The 17,913-nt window shown below is 60.0% G+C and carries 15 protein-coding genes; 12 read left to right on the forward strand and 3 right to left on the reverse strand.

The annotated features are described in order from the left end of the window. Positions 1-193 precede the first annotated feature (193 nt). The 6 genes from QZH45_RS25965 to QZH45_RS25990 all read left to right on the forward strand — a co-directional run bounded on the left by QZH45_RS25965 (position 194) and on the right by QZH45_RS25990 (position 5,596). Positions 194-682, forward strand: coding sequence for a DUF3015 domain-containing protein (locus QZH45_RS25965; protein WP_024780764.1), 489 nt, complete (start codon positions 194-196; stop codon positions 680-682). Positions 683-771: 89 nt separating this feature from the next. Next, entirely contained in the window at positions 772-2,625 is a 1,854-nt protein-coding gene (locus QZH45_RS25970; protein ID WP_055135830.1) for an Lnb N-terminal periplasmic domain-containing protein, read from the forward strand. 117 nt (positions 2,626-2,742) lie between these two features. Then, a complete protein-coding gene (locus tag QZH45_RS25975) occupies positions 2,743-4,002 on the forward strand; it encodes an AAA family ATPase (RefSeq protein WP_024780762.1) in 1,260 nt (419 codons plus the stop codon). Next, on the forward strand, positions 3,999-4,568 hold the full coding sequence (locus tag QZH45_RS25980) for a hypothetical protein (RefSeq protein ID WP_024780761.1): 570 nt from the start codon (positions 3,999-4,001) through the stop codon (positions 4,566-4,568). Before QZH45_RS25975 ends, QZH45_RS25980 begins: the two co-directional genes overlap by 4 nt. 112 nt (positions 4,569-4,680) lie before the next feature. Continuing rightward, complete coding sequence (locus tag QZH45_RS25985; RefSeq protein WP_033035037.1) at positions 4,681-5,034, forward strand: hypothetical protein; 354 nt, start codon at positions 4,681-4,683, stop codon at positions 5,032-5,034. A gap of 70 nt (positions 5,035-5,104) precedes the next feature. Then, positions 5,105-5,596, forward strand: a complete 492-nt coding sequence (locus tag QZH45_RS25990) for a GreA/GreB family elongation factor (RefSeq protein WP_053192152.1) — start codon at positions 5,105-5,107, stop codon at positions 5,594-5,596. A gap of 174 nt (positions 5,597-5,770) precedes the next feature. On the opposite strand, the gene ettA is transcribed toward QZH45_RS25990, so the two are convergent. Then, the gene (gene ettA, locus QZH45_RS25995; protein ID WP_053192154.1) at positions 5,771-7,435 is read right to left on the reverse strand and encodes an energy-dependent translational throttle protein EttA; all 1,665 of its coding nucleotides are present in this window, start codon (positions 7,433-7,435) and stop codon (positions 5,771-5,773) included. A gap of 272 nt (positions 7,436-7,707) precedes the next feature. Between ettA and QZH45_RS26000 the strand changes: the two genes are divergently transcribed. Together QZH45_RS26000 and glyA are read left to right on the forward strand one after the other, a co-directional pair. Further along, positions 7,708-11,556, forward strand: a complete 3,849-nt coding sequence (locus tag QZH45_RS26000) for a sensor domain-containing protein (RefSeq protein ID WP_024780757.1) — start codon at positions 7,708-7,710, stop codon at positions 11,554-11,556. A gap of 209 nt (positions 11,557-11,765) precedes the next feature. After that, on the forward strand, positions 11,766-13,019 hold the full coding sequence (glyA, locus tag QZH45_RS26005; protein WP_024780756.1) for a serine hydroxymethyltransferase: 1,254 nt from the start codon (positions 11,766-11,768) through the stop codon (positions 13,017-13,019). A 63-nt stretch (positions 13,020-13,082) separates the two neighbouring features. Here the strand turns inward: glyA and QZH45_RS26010 are convergent, their stop codons facing one another. Next, positions 13,083-13,217, reverse strand: a complete 135-nt coding sequence (locus QZH45_RS26010; protein ID WP_257785114.1) for a hypothetical protein — start codon at positions 13,215-13,217, stop codon at positions 13,083-13,085. Between the two features lie 38 nt (positions 13,218-13,255). Here QZH45_RS26010 and QZH45_RS26015 point away from each other — a divergent pair, with 38 nt between their 5' ends. The 4 genes from QZH45_RS26015 to QZH45_RS26030 all read left to right on the forward strand — a co-directional run bounded on the left by QZH45_RS26015 (position 13,256) and on the right by QZH45_RS26030 (position 16,861). Then, positions 13,256-13,780, forward strand: a complete 525-nt coding sequence (locus QZH45_RS26015) for a hypothetical protein (RefSeq protein WP_024780755.1) — start codon at positions 13,256-13,258, stop codon at positions 13,778-13,780. A 269-nt stretch (positions 13,781-14,049) separates the two neighbouring features. Then, positions 14,050-15,363, forward strand: coding sequence for a C4-dicarboxylate transporter DctA (locus QZH45_RS26020; RefSeq protein ID WP_024780754.1), 1,314 nt, complete (start codon positions 14,050-14,052; stop codon positions 15,361-15,363). A 60-nt stretch (positions 15,364-15,423) separates the two neighbouring features. Continuing rightward, positions 15,424-16,125 carry a FadR/GntR family transcriptional regulator gene (locus QZH45_RS26025; protein WP_053192158.1) on the forward strand — a complete coding sequence of 234 codons (702 nt, stop codon included), beginning with the start codon at positions 15,424-15,426 and terminating at the stop codon, positions 16,123-16,125. 22 nt (positions 16,126-16,147) lie between these two features. Next, on the forward strand, positions 16,148-16,861 hold the full coding sequence (locus QZH45_RS26030; protein WP_053192159.1) for a GntR family transcriptional regulator: 714 nt from the start codon (positions 16,148-16,150) through the stop codon (positions 16,859-16,861). On the opposite strand, the gene yjiA is transcribed toward QZH45_RS26030, so the two are convergent. Continuing rightward, the gene (yjiA, locus tag QZH45_RS26035) at positions 16,853-17,821 is read right to left on the reverse strand and encodes a GTPase (RefSeq protein WP_024780751.1); all 969 of its coding nucleotides are present in this window, start codon (positions 17,819-17,821) and stop codon (positions 16,853-16,855) included. The genes QZH45_RS26030 and yjiA overlap by 9 nt on opposite strands. Positions 17,822-17,913 lie beyond the last annotated feature (92 nt).

Consider the following 17,913-nt stretch of genomic DNA (forward strand, 5'->3'; position numbering starts at 1 on the left):
GGTGGAGCCGGAGCCGAGACCCGTAAGGTCATGACGTGGTGGATAGTTTTTGCAAAATGTCACGGAACCCTCGGATCGTGCCTAAACTCCAAACTGCGCGGCTGGAACAATAACCGGCCCACTGGCACGAGTGGTTGAGGCCACGAAAGCGCCAGACCCTGTCCATTGGTATGCACATAAAGAGAACATAGCTATGAAACGGATTCTTCTCGGTACTCTCTTCACCGCTGTATCCCTCAACGCCATGGCTCAGGCGCCGGGCGGCCCGGATTGCGGTTGGGGCAACATGCTGTTCGAAGGTCAGCGTGGCACCCCGGCTCACTTCCTCGCTTCCACCACCAACGGCACCTCCGGCAACGCCACCTTCGGCATGACCTCCGGCACCAACGGCTGCTCGACCAACGCAGCACTGACCTATGGTGGCAAGTCCTGGCTGGCCATGAATGGAATGATGAACGAGCTGTCCGAAGACATGGCCAAGGGTCAGGGCGAAGCGCTGACCACCTATGCCGTGGTACTGGGTGTGGCGCCGGAAGATCGCGCCCACTTCTCCGCTGTCACCCACGAGCACTTCCAGCAGATCTTCAGCAAGGCTGACGTGACCGCAGAAGACGTGCATACCAATACCCTGGCCGTACTGAAAAACGATCCTCGTCTGGCCAAGTACGCCACTCAAGCTTAAGCTCGACCCCACTCGCTCCCTTCGGGGAGCGGGTTTTCTTTTTTGGGGCCCATGCGGTCTTTATTTTTCGACTTTCCAAGTAGCCGACTATGCTCAAACGCCTTGCCTGGCTGGCGCTCTGTGTGTGCGCCCCATTGTCCGCCGCACCTCATGTCGACCCACAACGTTTGCAGCAATTGGCCAGTGACCGCTTCTGGATTTCCCTGGGCCACTACGAAACCGCCAAGCTCGGTGGCTGGCGCAGCTATGTCAGCGACAGGAAATTCTTCCTCGCACCCGATGGCAACGAACATCCCGATCATGAACTGATCGCCACGCTGCAGGCCCTTTACGGCCCCGCCAGCGCCGGCCAGCAACATGCCCAATGCGTGTACCCGGCGCGCACGCGCTGGCTCAAGGCACAACTCAACCTGACCGATCTGCCGGTGGTCGATTGCAGCGAATTCAAGCAATGGTTCAAGGACGTCTCGCCCCACAGCGCGGTGATGATTTTCCCGGCCGCCTACCTGAACAGCCCGTCATCGATGTTCGGCCATACCCTGTTGCGCATCGACCAGGCCGACGTGCAACGGGACAAGACCGCCCTGCTGAGCTACGCAATCAATTTCGGTGCCTACATCGAAGGCCCGGACAACAGCATCATCTACGCCTGGAAGGGCTTGATGGGCGGCTATCCCGGCCTGTTCGCCCTGGTGCCCTACCAGGAAAAACTGTCCGAGTACCGAAGCCTGGAGAACCGCGACCTGTGGGAATACCGCCTCAACCTGAGCCAGGTGGAAACCGAGCGTATGGTCGAGCATGTCTGGGAACTAAAGCAGATCCGCTTCGACTATTTCTTCTTCGACGAAAACTGCTCCTATCGCCTGCTCGAACTGCTGCAAGTGGCCCGTCCCAGCCTGCGTCTGACCGAACAATTCCCGCTGACGGCGATCCCCACCGATACCGTCAAGGCCGTGAAGGAAGCCGGGTTGGTGGAGAGCATCGACTATCGACCGTCCCGCGAGCGGGAACTGCTCAGCCGCGCCGAACCGCTCACCGATGATGAACAACAATGGGTGCTGAAGGTCAGCGCCGACCAAAAGCAACTCCAGGCTCCCGAATTCAAGGCACTGCCCCGCGAGCGCCAGGCATTGATCGTTGATGCGGCCTATCGCCTGGAGCGTTACCGCGCCAACGGCCAGGAACGCGACCCGCAACGCGCCCAGCGCAGTTTCGAACTGTTGCGGGCGATCAACCAGAACCCTGCGCCGGAGCTCGATATTCCTCAACCGGGCCTGCCCGAGAACGGCCATGAATCGCGCACCTGGCAGGTCGGCCTTGGCACGCGGGGAGACCGGGCGTTCGGTGAGTACGGCTTGCGCATGGCTTATCACGACCTCAATGACAACGCCGAAAGCTTCCCGCTGGGGGCGCAAATTGAAATCCTGCAATTGAAACTGCGCCAGTACGAAGGCGATGACTGGCAAGTGCAACGACTGGACCTGGCGACCATCCGCTCCCTGACGCCGCGCAACGAGTTGCTGCAACCGCTGTCCTGGCAGGTTACGGGGGGCCTGGAACGGGTGCCAGGCAAGCACGACGATGAAACCCTGGTCAGCCACGTCAATGGCGGTGCCGGCGGCACCTGGGCGCTGGGCGAGGACGTGCTGGGATTTGCTCTGGGCACGATACGGGTGGAGCACAACAACGACTTCGCCCAATTCATCGCCCCGGCCACCGGGTTCAACAGCGGCGTGTTGTGGAAAAATCCGCTGGGCAATCTGAGCCTGGAGGCCAAGGGGGACTATTTCTTCAACGGCGAGGTGCGCCGAAGTGTGAGCCTGAACCAACAATGGGAGCTGTCCCGCAACCTCGGCCTGCGCCTGAGTGCCCAGCGAGCGTTCAGCCACCTGGCCTCGCCGGAGAACGAGGTGATGCTTGAGGTGAAGTGGTATCACTATTGATACCTGAACTGGAGACAAGCTCAAGCGCCGCAAGACGAACTTTCGGGCTCGTTTCGAAGTCAGCCAAAATCAAGTAGATTGGCCCGGATAAACCTTTAATCGGAATTGAATGCTGCGATGCTTGATTATCTGCACATGAAAAACGTGGGGCCTGCTCCTGAGCTCGAAGTCAATTGGGCGCCACGAATCAATCTGATCACTGGTGACAATGGACTGGGAAAGAGTTTTCTGCTGGACCTGGCCTGGTGGGCGCTGACGCGTACCTGGGCCAATACGCCAGCCTTGCCGGTGAATCCGGGGAAGTCCTCCATTGAATATGTTGTAAAAGGCAAATCGGGGGTCGCGCAGCCCGTTGTATCTATCTATAAACGGGAAGACAGTTCCTGGCCCTTGAAGCAAAGCCGACCCACCATGCCCGGCATTGTGGTTTACGTCAGGATCGACGGCGGCTTCTCCGTATGGGATCCGGCACGCAATTACTGGCGCACCGATAAGGATCGACCCGCCGCGTATCACTTTTCTGCCGACGCCGTATGGGATGGTCTCGACGTCAACGGGCAAAGGGTTTGTGAAGGCCTGGAGCGCGACTGGGTCAATTGGCAAAACGGCCGAAAACCCCAATTCGAAGCATTGGCAAATGCGCTGCGCGATCTCTCCCCTGCCGCTGAGCCACTCTGCATCGGAGAGCCCAAAAGAGTCTATCTGGGTGAAGGCCGAGAACGACCGACACTCACTATCGGCAATCAGAACATTCCTGTCGCGCTGGCATCTGCCGGGGTACGCCGCATATTGGGGCTGGCTTACTTTCTCGTATGGGCCTGGTATGAACACCAGGCAGCCGCCGCGATACTCGACAAAAAACCCGAGCGCCGGTTTGTCATCCTGTTCGATGAACCGGAAACCCACTTGCACCCCAGGTGGCAACGCACGCTCATGCCCAGCCTGCTGCAAGCGATCAAGACGTTGCGCAAGCACCACGGCACCACCCCGCCGCAGTTGCTGATCGCTACGCATTCGCCGCTTGTCGCAGCGTCCCTCGAACCTGTATTCGACGAAGAACAGGACGATCAGATCCAGCTATCGATCCAGGACCACAAGGTCTCGTTGACACAAGGGCATTGGGCAGCACAGGGTGACGCCAGCAGTTGGCTGGTCTCCGACACCTTTGGCCTGGACCAGGCCCGCTCCCTGGAGGCAGAAAAAGCCATAGAGGCCGCCGAAGCATTCATGCGCGGAGAAAAGCAACTGCCTGAAGGGCTTAGAACCCGAGCATCCATTCACAAGGCACTGCAGAGGCTGCTTCCTGCCCATGATGAATTCTGGCCTCGCTGGCTGATCGAGGGCGTAAGACACTTCGGCCCTGGTGCTGATCAATGATCCCGGTGGCCAAGCCCGATGAACCTGATGACTTCGAAAAGAATGTCAGGACACCTGGAAATCAATGGCTCAAGGACAATCCTGGAGCCGCTCGTCCTTCACCGTTCTGGAACAAATGCGCTACGGAGCTGGCAGATCATTACTCCAACCTGTGCGGCTATGCAGCCATGCTCGACCCTACCGGCGGAACGGTCGACCATTACCTGAGCTACAAACATCATCCGGAACTGGCGTATGAGTGGAGCAATTACCGCTTCGCATCCGGGACGCTCAATTCCATCAAGAAAACGGCTGATGACACAGTGCTCGACCCACATGAAGTCGGTGCGGGCTGGTTTGAAATTATCTTGCCGTCGCTTCAGATGTGCACCACAGATGCCATCCCCGCAGCGTATCGCGCCAAGGCCGAATACACCCTCAAGCGGCTCAACTTGCGTGATGGCGAACGAATTATTCGTTGGCGTCAAAGCTGGTACAGCATGTACAAAAGAAAGAAGCTGCCCCTCGAGGGGTTGCGTGAAGTTGCGCCACTGATCGCAGATGCCGTTGAGAAAGCGGGCGTCTGAACCCGCAGTCATTGGCAACGATGCCAGAGCTTTTTGATCATTCTTTCACTGCCCGTCGACAACGGTACTTCTACACTTCCCTTATAGATCCGTTAAAGGGCTGGGAGTCGAGATGAGGTGCGCGGTAGTGCTGGGTGTATTGATGTTGCTAGGTGGCTGTGAGAGCACCCACGAAGACTTGATTGCGAGGGGATATCCACCCGCATTCGCCGACGGCTTCGACGACGGTTGCAGCAGCGGCCGGCAAGCTGCGGGCGCGATCACCGGCCAGTTCCGGAAAGACGTCCCGCGCTACCTCAAGGATCCACGCTACGCCGAAGGCTGGAGCGACGGTTTCCGGCAATGTCAGGCCATGCGTGAGAGTGAAGACCGAGACGCCTACCGCAACCGTCACTGGGATGAGCGCGAACGCGCCTGGCAACAGGAAAAGGATCGCGACGCCGCCCGGGCCTATCGCTCGCAGTGAGTCGCGTATGGACATCCGTCGAAACCAAAAGCCTGCGACCATGGCCCAAACTCCAATAGAGGAGAACAGCATGAGTCGTGCTTTCGTCAACGAAGACAGCGCCGCAGCCCAGGCCGATCAACCGGTCGAACGCCAGGTCAGCGCGCAACCCAACTACGTCACGCCCGCCGGGTTCGTCCAGTTACAGGCCCGGGTCGCCGAGCTACAGGCGCTGCACAGCGAGCAGGCTGCTCGCAAAGACCTGGCGGACAAACAGCGCATCGCGGACCTGGAACGGGATCTGCGCTATTTCAGTCAGCGCCTGCAAAGCGCACAGGTCGTTACGACGACCTCAGCGGATCAGGTGCGGATTGGACATTGGGTGACTTTTGCCGATGAGCATGACCACGAGCAGCGTGTGCAATTGGTGGGCGAAGACCAGGCCGATGCAGCCAGCGGGCTGATCAACTGGGGCTCGCCGCTGGGGCGGGCGTTGCTGGGGAGCAAGGTTGGGGATGAGGTGGTCTGGAAGCGGCCGGTGGGGGATATGGCAATTGAGGTGGTGGCGATAGAGCCGGGGTGATTCTGCTGGCCTTATCGCCAGCCAGCACACAATGGGTGCCCTGCCAAGAAACCACTGTGGGAGCGAGCCCTGCTCGCGATGGCGGTGGGTCAGGCAACATGAATGTTGATTGAACCTACGCTATCGCGAGCAGAGCTCGCTCCCACAGGTTTTGTGGCTTACCGGCAGATGGAATCAGGCCAGCTTCTTGTGCCGTACCCGATGTGGCTGGGCAGCGGCTTCGCCGAGGCGTTTCTTGCGGTCGGCTTCGTACTCGGTGTAGTTACCTTCGAAGAACACCGCCTGGGAGTCGTCTTCGTACGCCAGGATGTGGGTCGCCACGCGGTCAAGGAACCACCGATCGTGGGAGATCACAATGGCGGCGCCCGGGAAGTCCAGCAGGGCCTCTTCCAGGGAACGCAGGGTTTCGACGTCGAGGTCGTTGGACGGTTCGTCGAGCAACAGGACGTTGCCACCCTCCTTCAAGGTCAACGCCAGGTGAAGGCGACCGCGCTCACCACCGGACAGGTCCTTGACGAACTTCTGCTGGTCGCCGCCCTTGAAGTTGAAGCGACCCACGTAGGTGCGCGATGGGATCTCGTAGTTGCCGATGCGGATCTGGTCGGAACCGTCGGAGATCTGCTGGAACACCGTCTTGCTGCCGTCCAGGTCTTCGCGGCTCTGGTCGACGCACGCCAACTGCACGGTTTCACCGACTTCGATGCTGCCCGAATCCGGCGTTTCCTTGCCCATCAGCATGCGGAACAACGTGGATTTACCCGCGCCGTTACCACCGATCACACCGACGATGGCACCCTTGGGCATGGAGAACGACAGGTTGTCGATCAACACGCGATCACCGTAGCCCTTGGTGACATTCTTGAACTCGATGACCTTGTCACCCAGACGCGGACCGGCCGGGATGTAGATCTCGTTGGTTTCGCTGCGCTTCTGGAATTCCTGGGACTGCATTTCCTCGAAGCGTTGCAGGCGGGCCTTGGATTTGGACTGGCGGGCCTTGGCGCCTTTGCGCACCCACTCCAGTTCTTCCTTCATGGCCTTTTCATGGGCCGACTGCTGTTTGGATTCCTGAGCCAGACGATCGGACTTGGCTTCCAGCCAGCCCGAGTAGTTGCCCTCGTACGGGATGCCCGCGCCGCGGTCGAGTTCAAGGATCCAGCCGGCGACGTTGTCCAGGAAGTAACGGTCGTGGGTAATCGCCACCACGGTGCCCGGGAAATCGTGCAGGAAGTGTTCGAGCCAGGCGACGGAATCGGCGTCCAGGTGGTTGGTCGGTTCGTCGAGCAGCAACATGTCCGGAGCGGACAGCAACAGGCGGCACAGGGCCACACGACGCTTTTCACCGCCGGACAGGTGTTCGACCTTCGCTTCCCAGGCCGGCAGACGCAGCGCATCGGCGGCGACTTCCAACTGGCGCTCCAGGTTATGGCCATCGCTGGCCTGCAGGATCGCTTCGAGCTTGGCCTGTTCGGCGGCCAGCTTGTCGAAGTCGGCATCCGGGTCAGCGTAGGCGGCATAGACCTCGTCCAGGCGCGCCTGGGCGTCCTTGATCACGCTGACCGCTTCCTCGACCACTTCACGCACGGTCTTGGTCGGGTCCAGTTGAGGCTCCTGAGGCAGGTAGCCTATGTTCAGGTCCGGCATCGGACGGGCTTCGCCGTCGAACTCGGTATCGACGCCGGCCATGATCTTCAGCAGCGTGGATTTACCCGAACCGTTGAGACCCAGCACACCGATCTTGGCGCCGGGAAAGAAGGAGAGCGAAATGTTTTTCAGGATTTCCCGCTTCGGCGGAACAACTTTGCTCAGCCGATGCATGGTGAAGACGTATTGAGCCATGGTGAACCTAGCGTCTGTGACAGGTGAAAAGAACGAACCAGGCCATGCACGGCGCCGGCAGTTGACGGTCATCAATGCCAGCGGGGCAGATAAAGCCTGGGGATCTGGAGCTGGAACGCTCTTGTTTGACCGGCAAAGCTACCTCAACCGTCCGTCAAGGTCCAGCCACCAGGGACTGGCACTTTGCCACAATGCAAGGCATGCTAGCCGCCCTTCGGGCGTCCGGCTTATAGTGCGTGTCGCGCCAGTCCAGCAAACCGCAGGATTACAGCTTGTCCAACGTCACGCCGCCCCTGTCCCCACGCGAGCCAGATACTGTGCCCGGCTCGCCCCTGCGCGGGACATTGAAGGGCGCGCTGGCGACGCTGGCGTTGCTGTTGCTGGGATTGCTGTTCTGGCAGTTGCTCGATCAACTGCGCGTCACCCAGCAGCAACAGCGCCAATACACCATCGACTACACCGCCGACCTGGCCGCGCAAGTGAGCCTGAACATGGCCCTGAACGCGCAGATCGCCCTCAACCTGCTACCCATCGTCGAACAACCGCAGACAGCCGACGAACAGCAGGCGCTGTTGCACAAACTCCAACAGTCGCTGCCACAGCTACGCAGCCTGGTATTGCTGAGCCCGTCCGGCATGGTGCTCAGCGACACCGCCCCGGACAGCGACGATGCCGGCTACCTCCGCGAGCTGGTGCAGCGCAGTCGTGACCAGGCACACTACTTCAGTAACGCCGACGACGGCTCCGTGGTGCATCTACTGTTGCACCAGTCCACTGGCAACACCCGCGGTTACTGGGCCCTGCGCCTGACCCCAAGCTTCTTCTCCACGCTGATCAAACAGGTCGATACGGGGTTGCGCCCGCTGTGGCTGGTGGAAAACCGTCTCAACCAGCAAATCGTCAGCCGTGACGAGAGTCTGCCGTCGATTCCCCCCTCGCGCCTGTCGACGGACGACCTGGAAAACACCGTGCTGACCGTGCCCCTGAGCAGCAGCGACTGGCAACTGCGAGGGCTGTTTGATCGTCGCCAGGTACTCGAACAACTGCTGCCGGCCTTCATCGGCAAGTGCCTGCTGGGCCTGGCGTTTTCGATGCTGCCGGTGATCGCACTGCTGAACATGCGACGGCGCCAGCGGCAACTGCACGAAGGCCGTCGACGTTACCAGGACATTTTCGAAGGCACCGGCGTGGCCCTGTGTGTACTCGACCTGTCGAGCCTCAAGTCATTCTTTGCTCGGGCCGGCCTGCACAATGGCGATCAACTGCGGGCGTGGATGAAAGCCCCGCACCAGCTCGAGCAACTGCAACAGGAAGTGCGCATCACCGAAGTCAACCAGATGGCGTTGCGGTTGCTCAACGTCGACTCCTGTGAACAGGCCTGGCAGTTGCTGGTGGGCAAGGGCCCGCAGGACAACAATCCTGTCGGTCCGCGCCTGCTCGAAACCCTGCTTGACCAGCACAAGCAACTGGAACTGGAGATCAAGCTTCAGGACGCCCACGGCCGTGACCAGCATCTCTGGCTGGTACTGCGCCTGCCGGAAAAACAGGACGACTACAACGCCGTCATCCTGAGCATCAACGACATCACCAGCCGCAAGTTGATCGAGCTCTCGCTGCTCGAACGCGAAGGTTTCTGGTCCGACGTGGTGCGCACCGTGCCGGATCATCTCTACGTGCAAGACGTCATCAGCCAGCGGATGATCTTCAGCAACCACCACCTGGGCCAGACCCTGGGGTACGACCGCACCGAACTGCATCAGATGGGTGAGTACTTCTGGGAAATCCTGCTGCACAGCGACGACGCCGACCACTACCACACACTGCGCCATGAACAACGGCAGAGCGGGTATGCGCATCTGCTGCAATGCCAACTGCGCTTTCGTCATCGCGACGGCAAATGGCGACGTTTCGACATCCGTGAACAGGCCCTGGCCCGGGACCGGCACGACCAGGTGACGCGGATCATCGGCGTAGCGAAGGATGTCACCGAACAGATCGAGGCCAGCGAGTCGCTGCGTGACAGCGAACAGCGCTACCGGATGCTGGCCGAAAGCATCAGCGACGTGATTTTCTCCACTGACAGCAAGCTTTCGCTCAACTACGTCAGCCCGTCGGTGCAAGCGGTACTGGGCTACAACGCTGACTGGATCTTCCAGAACGGTTGGCAGTCGACCATCGCCAATCCGCAGCAACTGACTGGCATCTATACGTTGATGGACAGGGTCAGCAAAGCCCTCGACAAGCCAGGGCAGTTGGCCGAACTGCGCAATCAGATGCAGACCCAGCTGTTCCTGTTCGACTGCCTGCGTGCCGACGGACGCAAGATTCCCATCGAATTGCGCCTGGTGCTGGTCTGGGATGATTCCGGCGGATTCGAAGGCGTGCTTGGCGTCGGCCGCGACATCAGCCAGCAACGGCGCGCCGAAAAAGACCTGCGCATGGCCGCCACGGTATTCGAACATTCGACCTCGGCGATTCTGATCACCGATCCGGCCGGTTACATTGTCCAGGCCAACGAAGCCTTCAGCCGCGTCAGTGGCTATGCGGTGTCCCAGGTGCTGGACCAGTTGCCGAACATGCTGACCGTCGACGAGCAGCAGGAAGCCCATCTGCGCTACGTACTCAAGCAGTTGCAACAACACAGTTCCTGGGAAGGCGAGGTCTGGCTCAAGCGCCGCAACGGCGAACATTATCCGGCCTGGGTCGGCATCACCGCGGTGCTGGATGATGAAGGCGACCTGGCCAGCTACGTATGCTTTTTCAGCGATATCAGCGAACGCAAGGCCAGTGAACAGCGCATCCATCGCCTGGCCTATTATGACGCCCTCACCCATCTGCCCAACCGCACCCTGTTCCAGGATCGCCTGCATACTGCGCTGCAATCGGCAGAGCGGCAGAAAAACTGGGTCGTGCTGATGTTCCTCGACCTGGACCGGTTCAAACCGATCAATGACTCCCTGGGGCACGCCGCCGGCGACCGAATGCTCAAGGACATGGCGACACGGCTGCTTGGCTGCGTCACAGACGACGACACCGTCGCGCGCATGGGCGGCGACGAGTTCACACTGCTGCTGGAGCCGCGCTCCAGCCGGGAAATGGCGCTGAACCGGGCCATCGCCGTAGCCGAGCAAATTCTCGCCAGCCTGGTCCGGCCATTCGTGCTTGAAGGCCGGGAGTTCTTCGTCACGGCCAGTATTGGCATCGCCTTGAGCCCCCAGGACGGCAATGAGCTGAGCCAATTGATGAAAAACGCCGATACGGCGATGTATCACGCCAAAGAGCGCGGCAAGAACAACTTTCAGTTCTATCAGGCCGATATGAACGCCAGCGCCCTGGAACGACTGGAATTGGAAAGCGACCTGCGCCACGCCCTCGAGCAGAACGAGTTCGTCCTGTATTACCAACCGCAGTTCAGCGGCGACGGCAAACGCTTGACTGGCGCCGAGGCCCTGCTGCGCTGGCGTCATCCGCGACGTGGGCTGGTGCCGCCGGGTGACTTCATCCCGGTGCTCGAAGAACTGGGCCTGGTGGTGGACGTCGGTGACTGGGTCATTGATGAAGCCTGCCGGCAGCTCAAGACCTGGCACCAGGCCAAGGTCCGGGTACCGAAAGTCTCGGTCAACATCTCGGCCCGGCAGTTCTCCGATGGCCAGTTGGGCACGCGAATAGCCAATATCCTGCGCAGCACCGGCCTGTCACCGGCCTGTCTGGAGCTGGAGTTGACGGAAAGTATCCTGATGCGCGAAGTCAGTGAGGCGATGCAGATCCTGGCCGGTTTGAAGAACCTGGGCCTGAGCATCGCCGTGGATGACTTCGGCACCGGTTATTCATCACTCAACTACCTCAAGCAGTTCCCCATCGACGTGCTGAAGATCGACCGCACCTTCGTCGACGGCCTGCCGTCCGGCGAACAGGACGCGCAGATCGCCCGGGCGATCATCGCCATGGCCCACAGTCTCAACCTGGCGGTGATCGCCGAAGGCGTCGAGACCCACGAGCAACTCGACTTCCTGCGCGAGCATGGCTGCGATGAAGTCCAGGGCTACCTGTTCGGTCGCCCGATGCCTGCCCACCGGTTCGAAGCGCAGTTCAGCAATGACGCGCTGTTCATGCTCGATTGAGGCCCTATGGCGCCTGGGCGGGCCTCATCGCGAGCAGGCTCGCTCCCACGGGGAAACGCTTTGCAATGTGGGAGCGAGCCTGCTCGCGATGAGGCCGCCGGTTCTGGGTGAATCCCATTCGTCCGCGACATGATGTCCTTTCATATGCCTTCCAAAACCGGTTGGGGTAGAATGCCTCCCTTTTCTGCCCCCGATCCTTGAGGACCGCCATGTTCAGCCGTGATTTGACTATTGCCAAGTACGACGCCGATCTCTTTGCCGCCATGGAGCAAGAAGCTCAGCGCCAGGAAGAGCACATTGAGCTGATCGCTTCGGAAAACTACACCAGCCCCGCGGTGATGGAAGCTCAAGGCTCGGTATTGACCAACAAGTATGCCGAAGGCTACCCAGGCAAGCGCTACTACGGTGGTTGCGAATACGTCGACGTGGTCGAGCAACTGGCCATTGACCGCGCCAAGGAGCTGTTCGGCGCCGATTATGCCAACGTCCAGCCCCACGCCGGTTCCCAGGCCAACGCTGCCGTCTACCTGGCGCTGCTGTCGGCTGGTGATACCATCCTGGGCATGAGCCTGGCCCACGGCGGTCACCTGACCCACGGCGCCAGCGTTTCGTCCTCCGGCAAGCTGTACAACGCCATCCAGTACGGCATCGACGGCAACGGCCTGATCGACTACGACGAAGTCGAGCGCCTGGCCCTCGAGCACAAGCCGAAAATGATCGTGGCCGGTTTCTCCGCCTACTCCCAGGTCCTCGACTTCCCGCGTTTCCGCGCCATCGCCGACAAGGTCGGTGCCTACCTGTTCGTGGACATGGCCCACGTCGCCGGCCTGGTCGCCGCTGGCGTCTACCCTAACCCGGTACCATTCGCCGATGTGGTCACCACCACCACCCACAAGACCCTGCGCGGCCCTCGTGGCGGCCTGATCCTGGCTCGCGCCAACGCCGACATCGAGAAGAAGCTGAACTCCGCCGTGTTCCCGGGCGCCCAGGGCGGCCCGCTGGAGCACGTCATCGCCGCCAAGGCAATCTGCTTCAAGGAAGCCTTGCAACCTGAGTTCAAGGCTTACCAGCAGCAGGTCGTGAAAAACGCCAAGGCCATGGCCGGCGTGTTCATCGAACGTGGCTTCGACGTGGTGTCCGGCGGTACCGAGAACCACCTGTTCCTGTTGTCGCTGATCAAGCAGGACATCTCCGGCAAAGACGCCGACGCGGCGCTGGGCAAAGCGTTCATCACCGTGAACAAGAACTCGGTGCCAAACGACCCACGTTCCCCGTTCGTCACCTCCGGCCTGCGCTTCGGCACCCCGGCCGTGACCACTCGTGGCTTCAAGGAAGCCGAGTGCAAGGAACTGGCCGGCTGGATCTGCGACATCCTGGCTGACCTGAACAACGAAGCGGTGATCGACGCCGTTCGCGAGAAGGTCAAGGCAATCTGCAAGAAGCTGCCGGTGTACGGCGCCTGATCAGCCCGTTCAGTTAGAGCAAAAGGCCCACATCGAAAGATGTGGGCCTTTTTATTTGTGTCGTCAAAATACAGACACGCTCAACAAACCAGCCATTGCCGATCCCGCCAACAAACTTCCAGCCGACACTTCATTCTTTGAAATACCCCCCGCCACACAAAACACCCAGAACTCCCTAACATTGATTTCATCACTCATGGCAATCCGTAACACCTAATAAAGGATGAGATCACTACATGGACAGTAAATTATCTTTTACCGCTGCTATCAGCCTGCCAGACAGGAATATCAACTTGCTTGGAACATTGCATGGGAAACCGGCACTGGCGACCATTACCGCATTCAGCGGAGGCTTTTTCAGCGGAAAAGCACATACTTATGATCACTCGAGCTTGCTGGGTATACATACCAAGAGCCAGGACGTTCCCCTTCCTCCATTGAAATTGCACTTTCGCCACACTGCTGGCGGCTACACCCTGTCGATAAAAAACCAGGGTGAGCACCACAACGGATTTATCGGCAGAAGCTGGTTTGAGGTATTAGGCGTAAAAGACACGGATACGCCGTCCGTCTTTACGCTGGTAGACCACCAAAACAGAACGATTACGCTGGAAAACATCACAACCAGACACTCGCCGCTGTCGCTTAAAACGAAGCGCAATAAATATGTAGGAGGACTACGAATGCGTGGTTCACCTTATGTTTATCTGGCAGAAACTGACGAGCGATCCAGGTTGACGTTCATCCTTAGTCTCATTTGAACAGGAACGCCATCATCTGCGTGGCCTGGTGACGAGGGTAATCATTCTCGCCACCAGGCCAATTTTTTTTGCGGGACAAAAGGCTCAAGCACAAGGGTTTCGCTTCAACTGGTAAGACCGGTAAAGCCAAATCTCGAGAATTACCTTGCCAACCCCCAAAAATCGCGCCTAGACTGCGCCTGAACTGGACAAACCGGTAAGACCACAATAATGAAGTCCCTACTCCGGCTATCCACGCCGGAACGGACACCGAACCAGGAATCCCTCCCATGCTCAGATGGTGCTCGCGTTCGATCTTCCTTCAAGTTGTTCTCGGATTGGTGCTCGGCATCGTCTGCGGACTTACCCTTCCCGAATATTCCGCTGAGCTCAAACCTCTCGGCGACGGCTTCATCAAGCTGATCAAGATGCTCATCGGCCTGATCGTGTTCTGCGTGGTGGTCAGTGGCATTTCCGGCGCCGGCGACCTCAAGAAGGTCGGGCGCATCGGCCTCAAGTCAGTCATCTATTTTGAAGTGCTGACCACCATCGCCCTGGTGATCGGTCTGGTTCTGGCCTTCAGCACCGGCATCGGCAGTGGCGCGAACATCCACCTGGAGCAGTTTGCCAGCGCGGACGCAGGTGAAATCGCCCAACGCGGCCATCACATGGTAACCACCACGCAGTTCCTGATGAACCTCATTCCGACCTCGGTGCTCGGTGCCTTCGCGGATAACAACATCCTGCAAGTGCTGCTGTTCTCGGTACTGTTCGGTAGTGCGCTGAACCTGGTGGGGGACGCAGCCTCCGGCATCTCCCGGTTGATCAACGAACTCAGCCACGTGATCTTCCGCATCATGGGCATGGTCGTGCGCCTGGCTCCCATCGGCGTCTTCGGCGCCATTGCCTTCACCACCAGCAAGTATGGGCTGGACTCGCTGCAACACCTGGGCAGCCTGGTCGGCCTGTTCTACCTGACCTGCACCGCCTTCGTTGCCCTGGTCCTGGGCCTGGTGATGCGGGCGTCGGGCCTGCCGATGTTGCCGTTCCTCAAATACCTGCGTGAAGAACTGCTCATCGTGCTCGGCACAGCCTCTTCCGACGCCGTGCTGCCCCAAGTCATGCGCAAGCTCGAACACCTCGGGATCGGCAGTTCCACCGTGGGGCTGGTCATCCCGACGGGTTACTCGTTCAACCTGGATGGTTTCTCGATCTACCTGACCCTGGCTATCGTCTTTATCGCCAACGCCACCGGTACCCCCCTGGCCCTGACCGACCTGCTGACCATCCTCCTGGTGTCGCTGATCACGTCCAAGGGGGCCCATGGGATCCCCGGCTCGGCATTGGTGATCCTGGCCGCCACGCTGACGGCGATCCCGGCGATTCCGGTGGTCGGCCTGGTACTGGTGCTGGCGGTCGACTGGTTCATGGGCATCGGTCGCGCCCTGACCAATCTGATCGGCAACTGCGTGGCCACGGTGGCGATCGGCCGATGGGAAAAAGACATCGATGTCCCCCGTGCGCGCAAGGTACTGTCCGGCCAACAGGGCTATACCTTCCAACCGAGAAAACCGGCGGGTAGCGCCCATCAGCAGCAGTTCTGAAAAGCTGCGATGCCGGCCCCCGAGCCGGCATCGCCTGATTGATTTTTGAAGGAGCACCGTGTGATCAGTTCATCAACCGTCGTCAACTCCGTGGTGGAGAAACTGCGCGCCGCCCTGGCCCGGGGCCAGTGGCGCTCGGGCGACATGCTGCCCGGCCAGCGGGAGCTGGCCGAACAGCTGGGCATCAGCCGGCCAAGCCTGCGCGAAGCGGTCATCGTGCTGGAAACCCTCGGCCTTGTGCGCTCGATGCCGGGTAAAGGCGTGGTGGTGTTGGAAGCCAGCGCCAGTGATATCCATGAAAGCAATGCGGTAGCCGGTGCGAGCCTGGAAGACGTGCTGCAACTGCGATACACCCTGGAACCCTTCATCGTCGGCCTGGTAGCCCAGTCCATCAGCAACAAGGAAGTCGGACAGTTGCGCCTGACCCTCATGGACATGCGCGAGGCTCTGGAAGCCAATGACAACGATGCCTGCGCCAGCGCCTACATCGCGTTCCACGAAGAACTGTTTGCCCTGACATCCAACCCGATCTTTCACAGCGTGGTGCAACAGACCAGCAATGCCCTCAAGCAAAGCGCCGATGTGTTACGCAACTCGCCCGAACATCTGGCTGAACGGCTGGAAGAGAACGAAGCCGTGGTGCGCGCCATTCGTGGCAAGAACAGCGCCCAGGCCAGCGCGGAAATGCGCCGGCATATCCTCAGGGAAGGCCAGCGCATGGGCATTGAACTGAATATCCCGGACGACAACCTCGGTACTTGAGCCACGCCTTGCGGAGACCGTCATGAACAACGTCATGTCCCATCAACATCAACGCAATGTGCTTGCCGCGCTTCCACTGCCCGGCGCGGTCGGCAAGCCGTCGGTGGACGATATCTATCCGCGGATCTTCGACGCCATCCTTGAACAACGCATTGCTCCCGCCAGCCGTTTCACCGAGGAAGGCCTCGGGGATGTGTTCGGCGTCAGCCGCAGCATCATTCGTCGTGTACTGGCGCGCCTGTCCCACCAACAAGTGGTGATCCTGCGCCCCAATCATCGGCCGCAAGTCGCGGCACCGGACCTGGAGCAGACCCGGCAGATCCTGCACGCTCGCCGGCTCACCGAAAAGACGCTGGTGCGCCTGGCCTGCAAGGCACCGCAACCGAAGGACTTGCAACATCTGCGGGAGCTGGTGGCGAGGGAGCAACAGTGCCTGGAACGCGGCGAGCGTGGCCCGGCGATACGCCTTTCCGGCGAGTTTCACCTGCACCTAGCCTCCATGGCCGGCAACGCACCGTTGGCGCAGTTTCTTGGCAGCCTGGTGCCCTTGACCTCGCTGGCCCTGGCCCGGCACGAGATCAAGTCCCGCCGGCATTGCGCCTGTCAGGAGCATCTGGCGATCGTGGACGCAGTGGAAAACGGCAGCAGGGATGAAGCCGTACGCCTGATGGATGAGCACCTGGACCATCTTGAACAGAGGCTGCTGATGGCCACAGGTACGCGCACGTCAAACTAAAACAGCCTCGAATCCAGAGCGGATTTTCTCCTCGGGCAGCTCGTCGGCGATGAACACGATCACACTTTCCCGGGCCTCATCTGGGGCCCATTCGGTGTCCCAATCGAAGCCATACAACTTGAGCACCCCCTGGAACACCAATCGCCGAGGTTCGCCGGCGATGTTCAGCACGCCCTTGTAGCGCAGCAGCTGCTTGCCATGATCTTCCAGCAACTGGTTCATGAACTCGCTGAGCTTGTCGATATCCAGCGGCTTGTCGGTACGCAGCACAAGGCTGCTGATGCGGTCGCCCGTGGCGGCCTTGACGACCGGACGCAGGCTGAACCCCGCGCCCAGGTCGGCATTGAGATTGAAGCCGCGGATATCAAGCAGTTCAGCCAGGTCGATCTGGCCATGTTCCACGATCCGGATGGGCGCCCGCCGGTTGATGCGGGTCAAGCGCTCGCCAAGTGCCTCGACCTGGGCTGCGTCCACCAGGTCGGTCTTGCTCACCAAAAGGCGATCGGCAAATCCGACCTGGGCCTGGGCAATCGTCTGGGTCAGGTGAACCTCGGCGTGGGCAGCGTCCACCAGGGTCAGGATGCCGTCGAGAATGTAGCGCTCGCGCAGTTCCTCATCGATGAAAAAAGTCTGGGCTACCGGGGCCGGATCGGCCAGACCGGTGCACTCGATCACCAGGCGATCGAAGGCGATCGATCCACTGTCCAGCCGTTCGAGCAGCAAGTACAGGGCTTTGGTCAGGTCGGTGTGAATGGTGCAGCACACGCAGCCATTGGCCAGGGTCATGACCTGCACCGGCTCGTCGCCCAGCAGTTGCGTGTCGATGCCCGCATCACTGAATTCGTTCTCGATCACGGCTATTTTCAGGCCGTGCTCGGCCTTGAGCAGATGACGCAACAACGTGGTCTTGCCGGCACCGAGGAAACCGCTGAGGATCGTCACAGGAATGGGAGCGGACAAACAGAATCTCCTTGATGCAGAATTTTTGTGGAAGCGCGCTTGCTCGTGATAGCGGTGGGGCAGTCACTATCGATGTCGGCTGATAGTACGCC

Origin of the sequence: Pseudomonas corrugata (assembly GCF_050920615.1) — a bacterium.
Lineage (GTDB): Bacteria > Pseudomonadota > Gammaproteobacteria > Pseudomonadales > Pseudomonadaceae > Aquipseudomonas > Aquipseudomonas corrugata.

What these genes read in the sequence shown, in the direction of transcription:
- QZH45_RS25965 (WP_024780764.1), top strand. Translation starts at nt 194, where the DNA reads ATGAAACGGATTCTTCTCGGTACTCTCTTCACCGCTGTATCCCTCAAC.
- QZH45_RS25970 (WP_055135830.1), top strand. Translation starts at nt 772, where the DNA reads ATGCTCAAACGCCTTGCCTGGCTGGCGCTCTGTGTGTGCGCCCCATTG.
- QZH45_RS25975 (WP_024780762.1), top strand. Translation starts at nt 2,743, where the DNA reads ATGCTTGATTATCTGCACATGAAAAACGTGGGGCCTGCTCCTGAGCTC.
- QZH45_RS25980 (WP_024780761.1), top strand. Translation starts at nt 3,999, where the DNA reads ATGATCCCGGTGGCCAAGCCCGATGAACCTGATGACTTCGAAAAGAAT.
- QZH45_RS25985 (WP_033035037.1), top strand. Translation starts at nt 4,681, where the DNA reads ATGAGGTGCGCGGTAGTGCTGGGTGTATTGATGTTGCTAGGTGGCTGT.
- QZH45_RS25990 (WP_053192152.1), top strand. Translation starts at nt 5,105, where the DNA reads ATGAGTCGTGCTTTCGTCAACGAAGACAGCGCCGCAGCCCAGGCCGAT.
- ettA (WP_053192154.1), bottom strand. Translation starts at nt 7,435, where the DNA reads ATGGCTCAATACGTCTTCACCATGCATCGGCTGAGCAAAGTTGTTCCG.
- glyA (WP_024780756.1), top strand. Translation starts at nt 11,766, where the DNA reads ATGTTCAGCCGTGATTTGACTATTGCCAAGTACGACGCCGATCTCTTT.
- QZH45_RS26010 (WP_257785114.1), bottom strand. Translation starts at nt 13,217, where the DNA reads ATGAGTGATGAAATCAATGTTAGGGAGTTCTGGGTGTTTTGTGTGGCG.
- QZH45_RS26015 (WP_024780755.1), top strand. Translation starts at nt 13,256, where the DNA reads ATGGACAGTAAATTATCTTTTACCGCTGCTATCAGCCTGCCAGACAGG.
- QZH45_RS26020 (WP_024780754.1), top strand. Translation starts at nt 14,050, where the DNA reads ATGCTCAGATGGTGCTCGCGTTCGATCTTCCTTCAAGTTGTTCTCGGA.
- QZH45_RS26030 (WP_053192159.1), top strand. Translation starts at nt 16,148, where the DNA reads ATGAACAACGTCATGTCCCATCAACATCAACGCAATGTGCTTGCCGCG.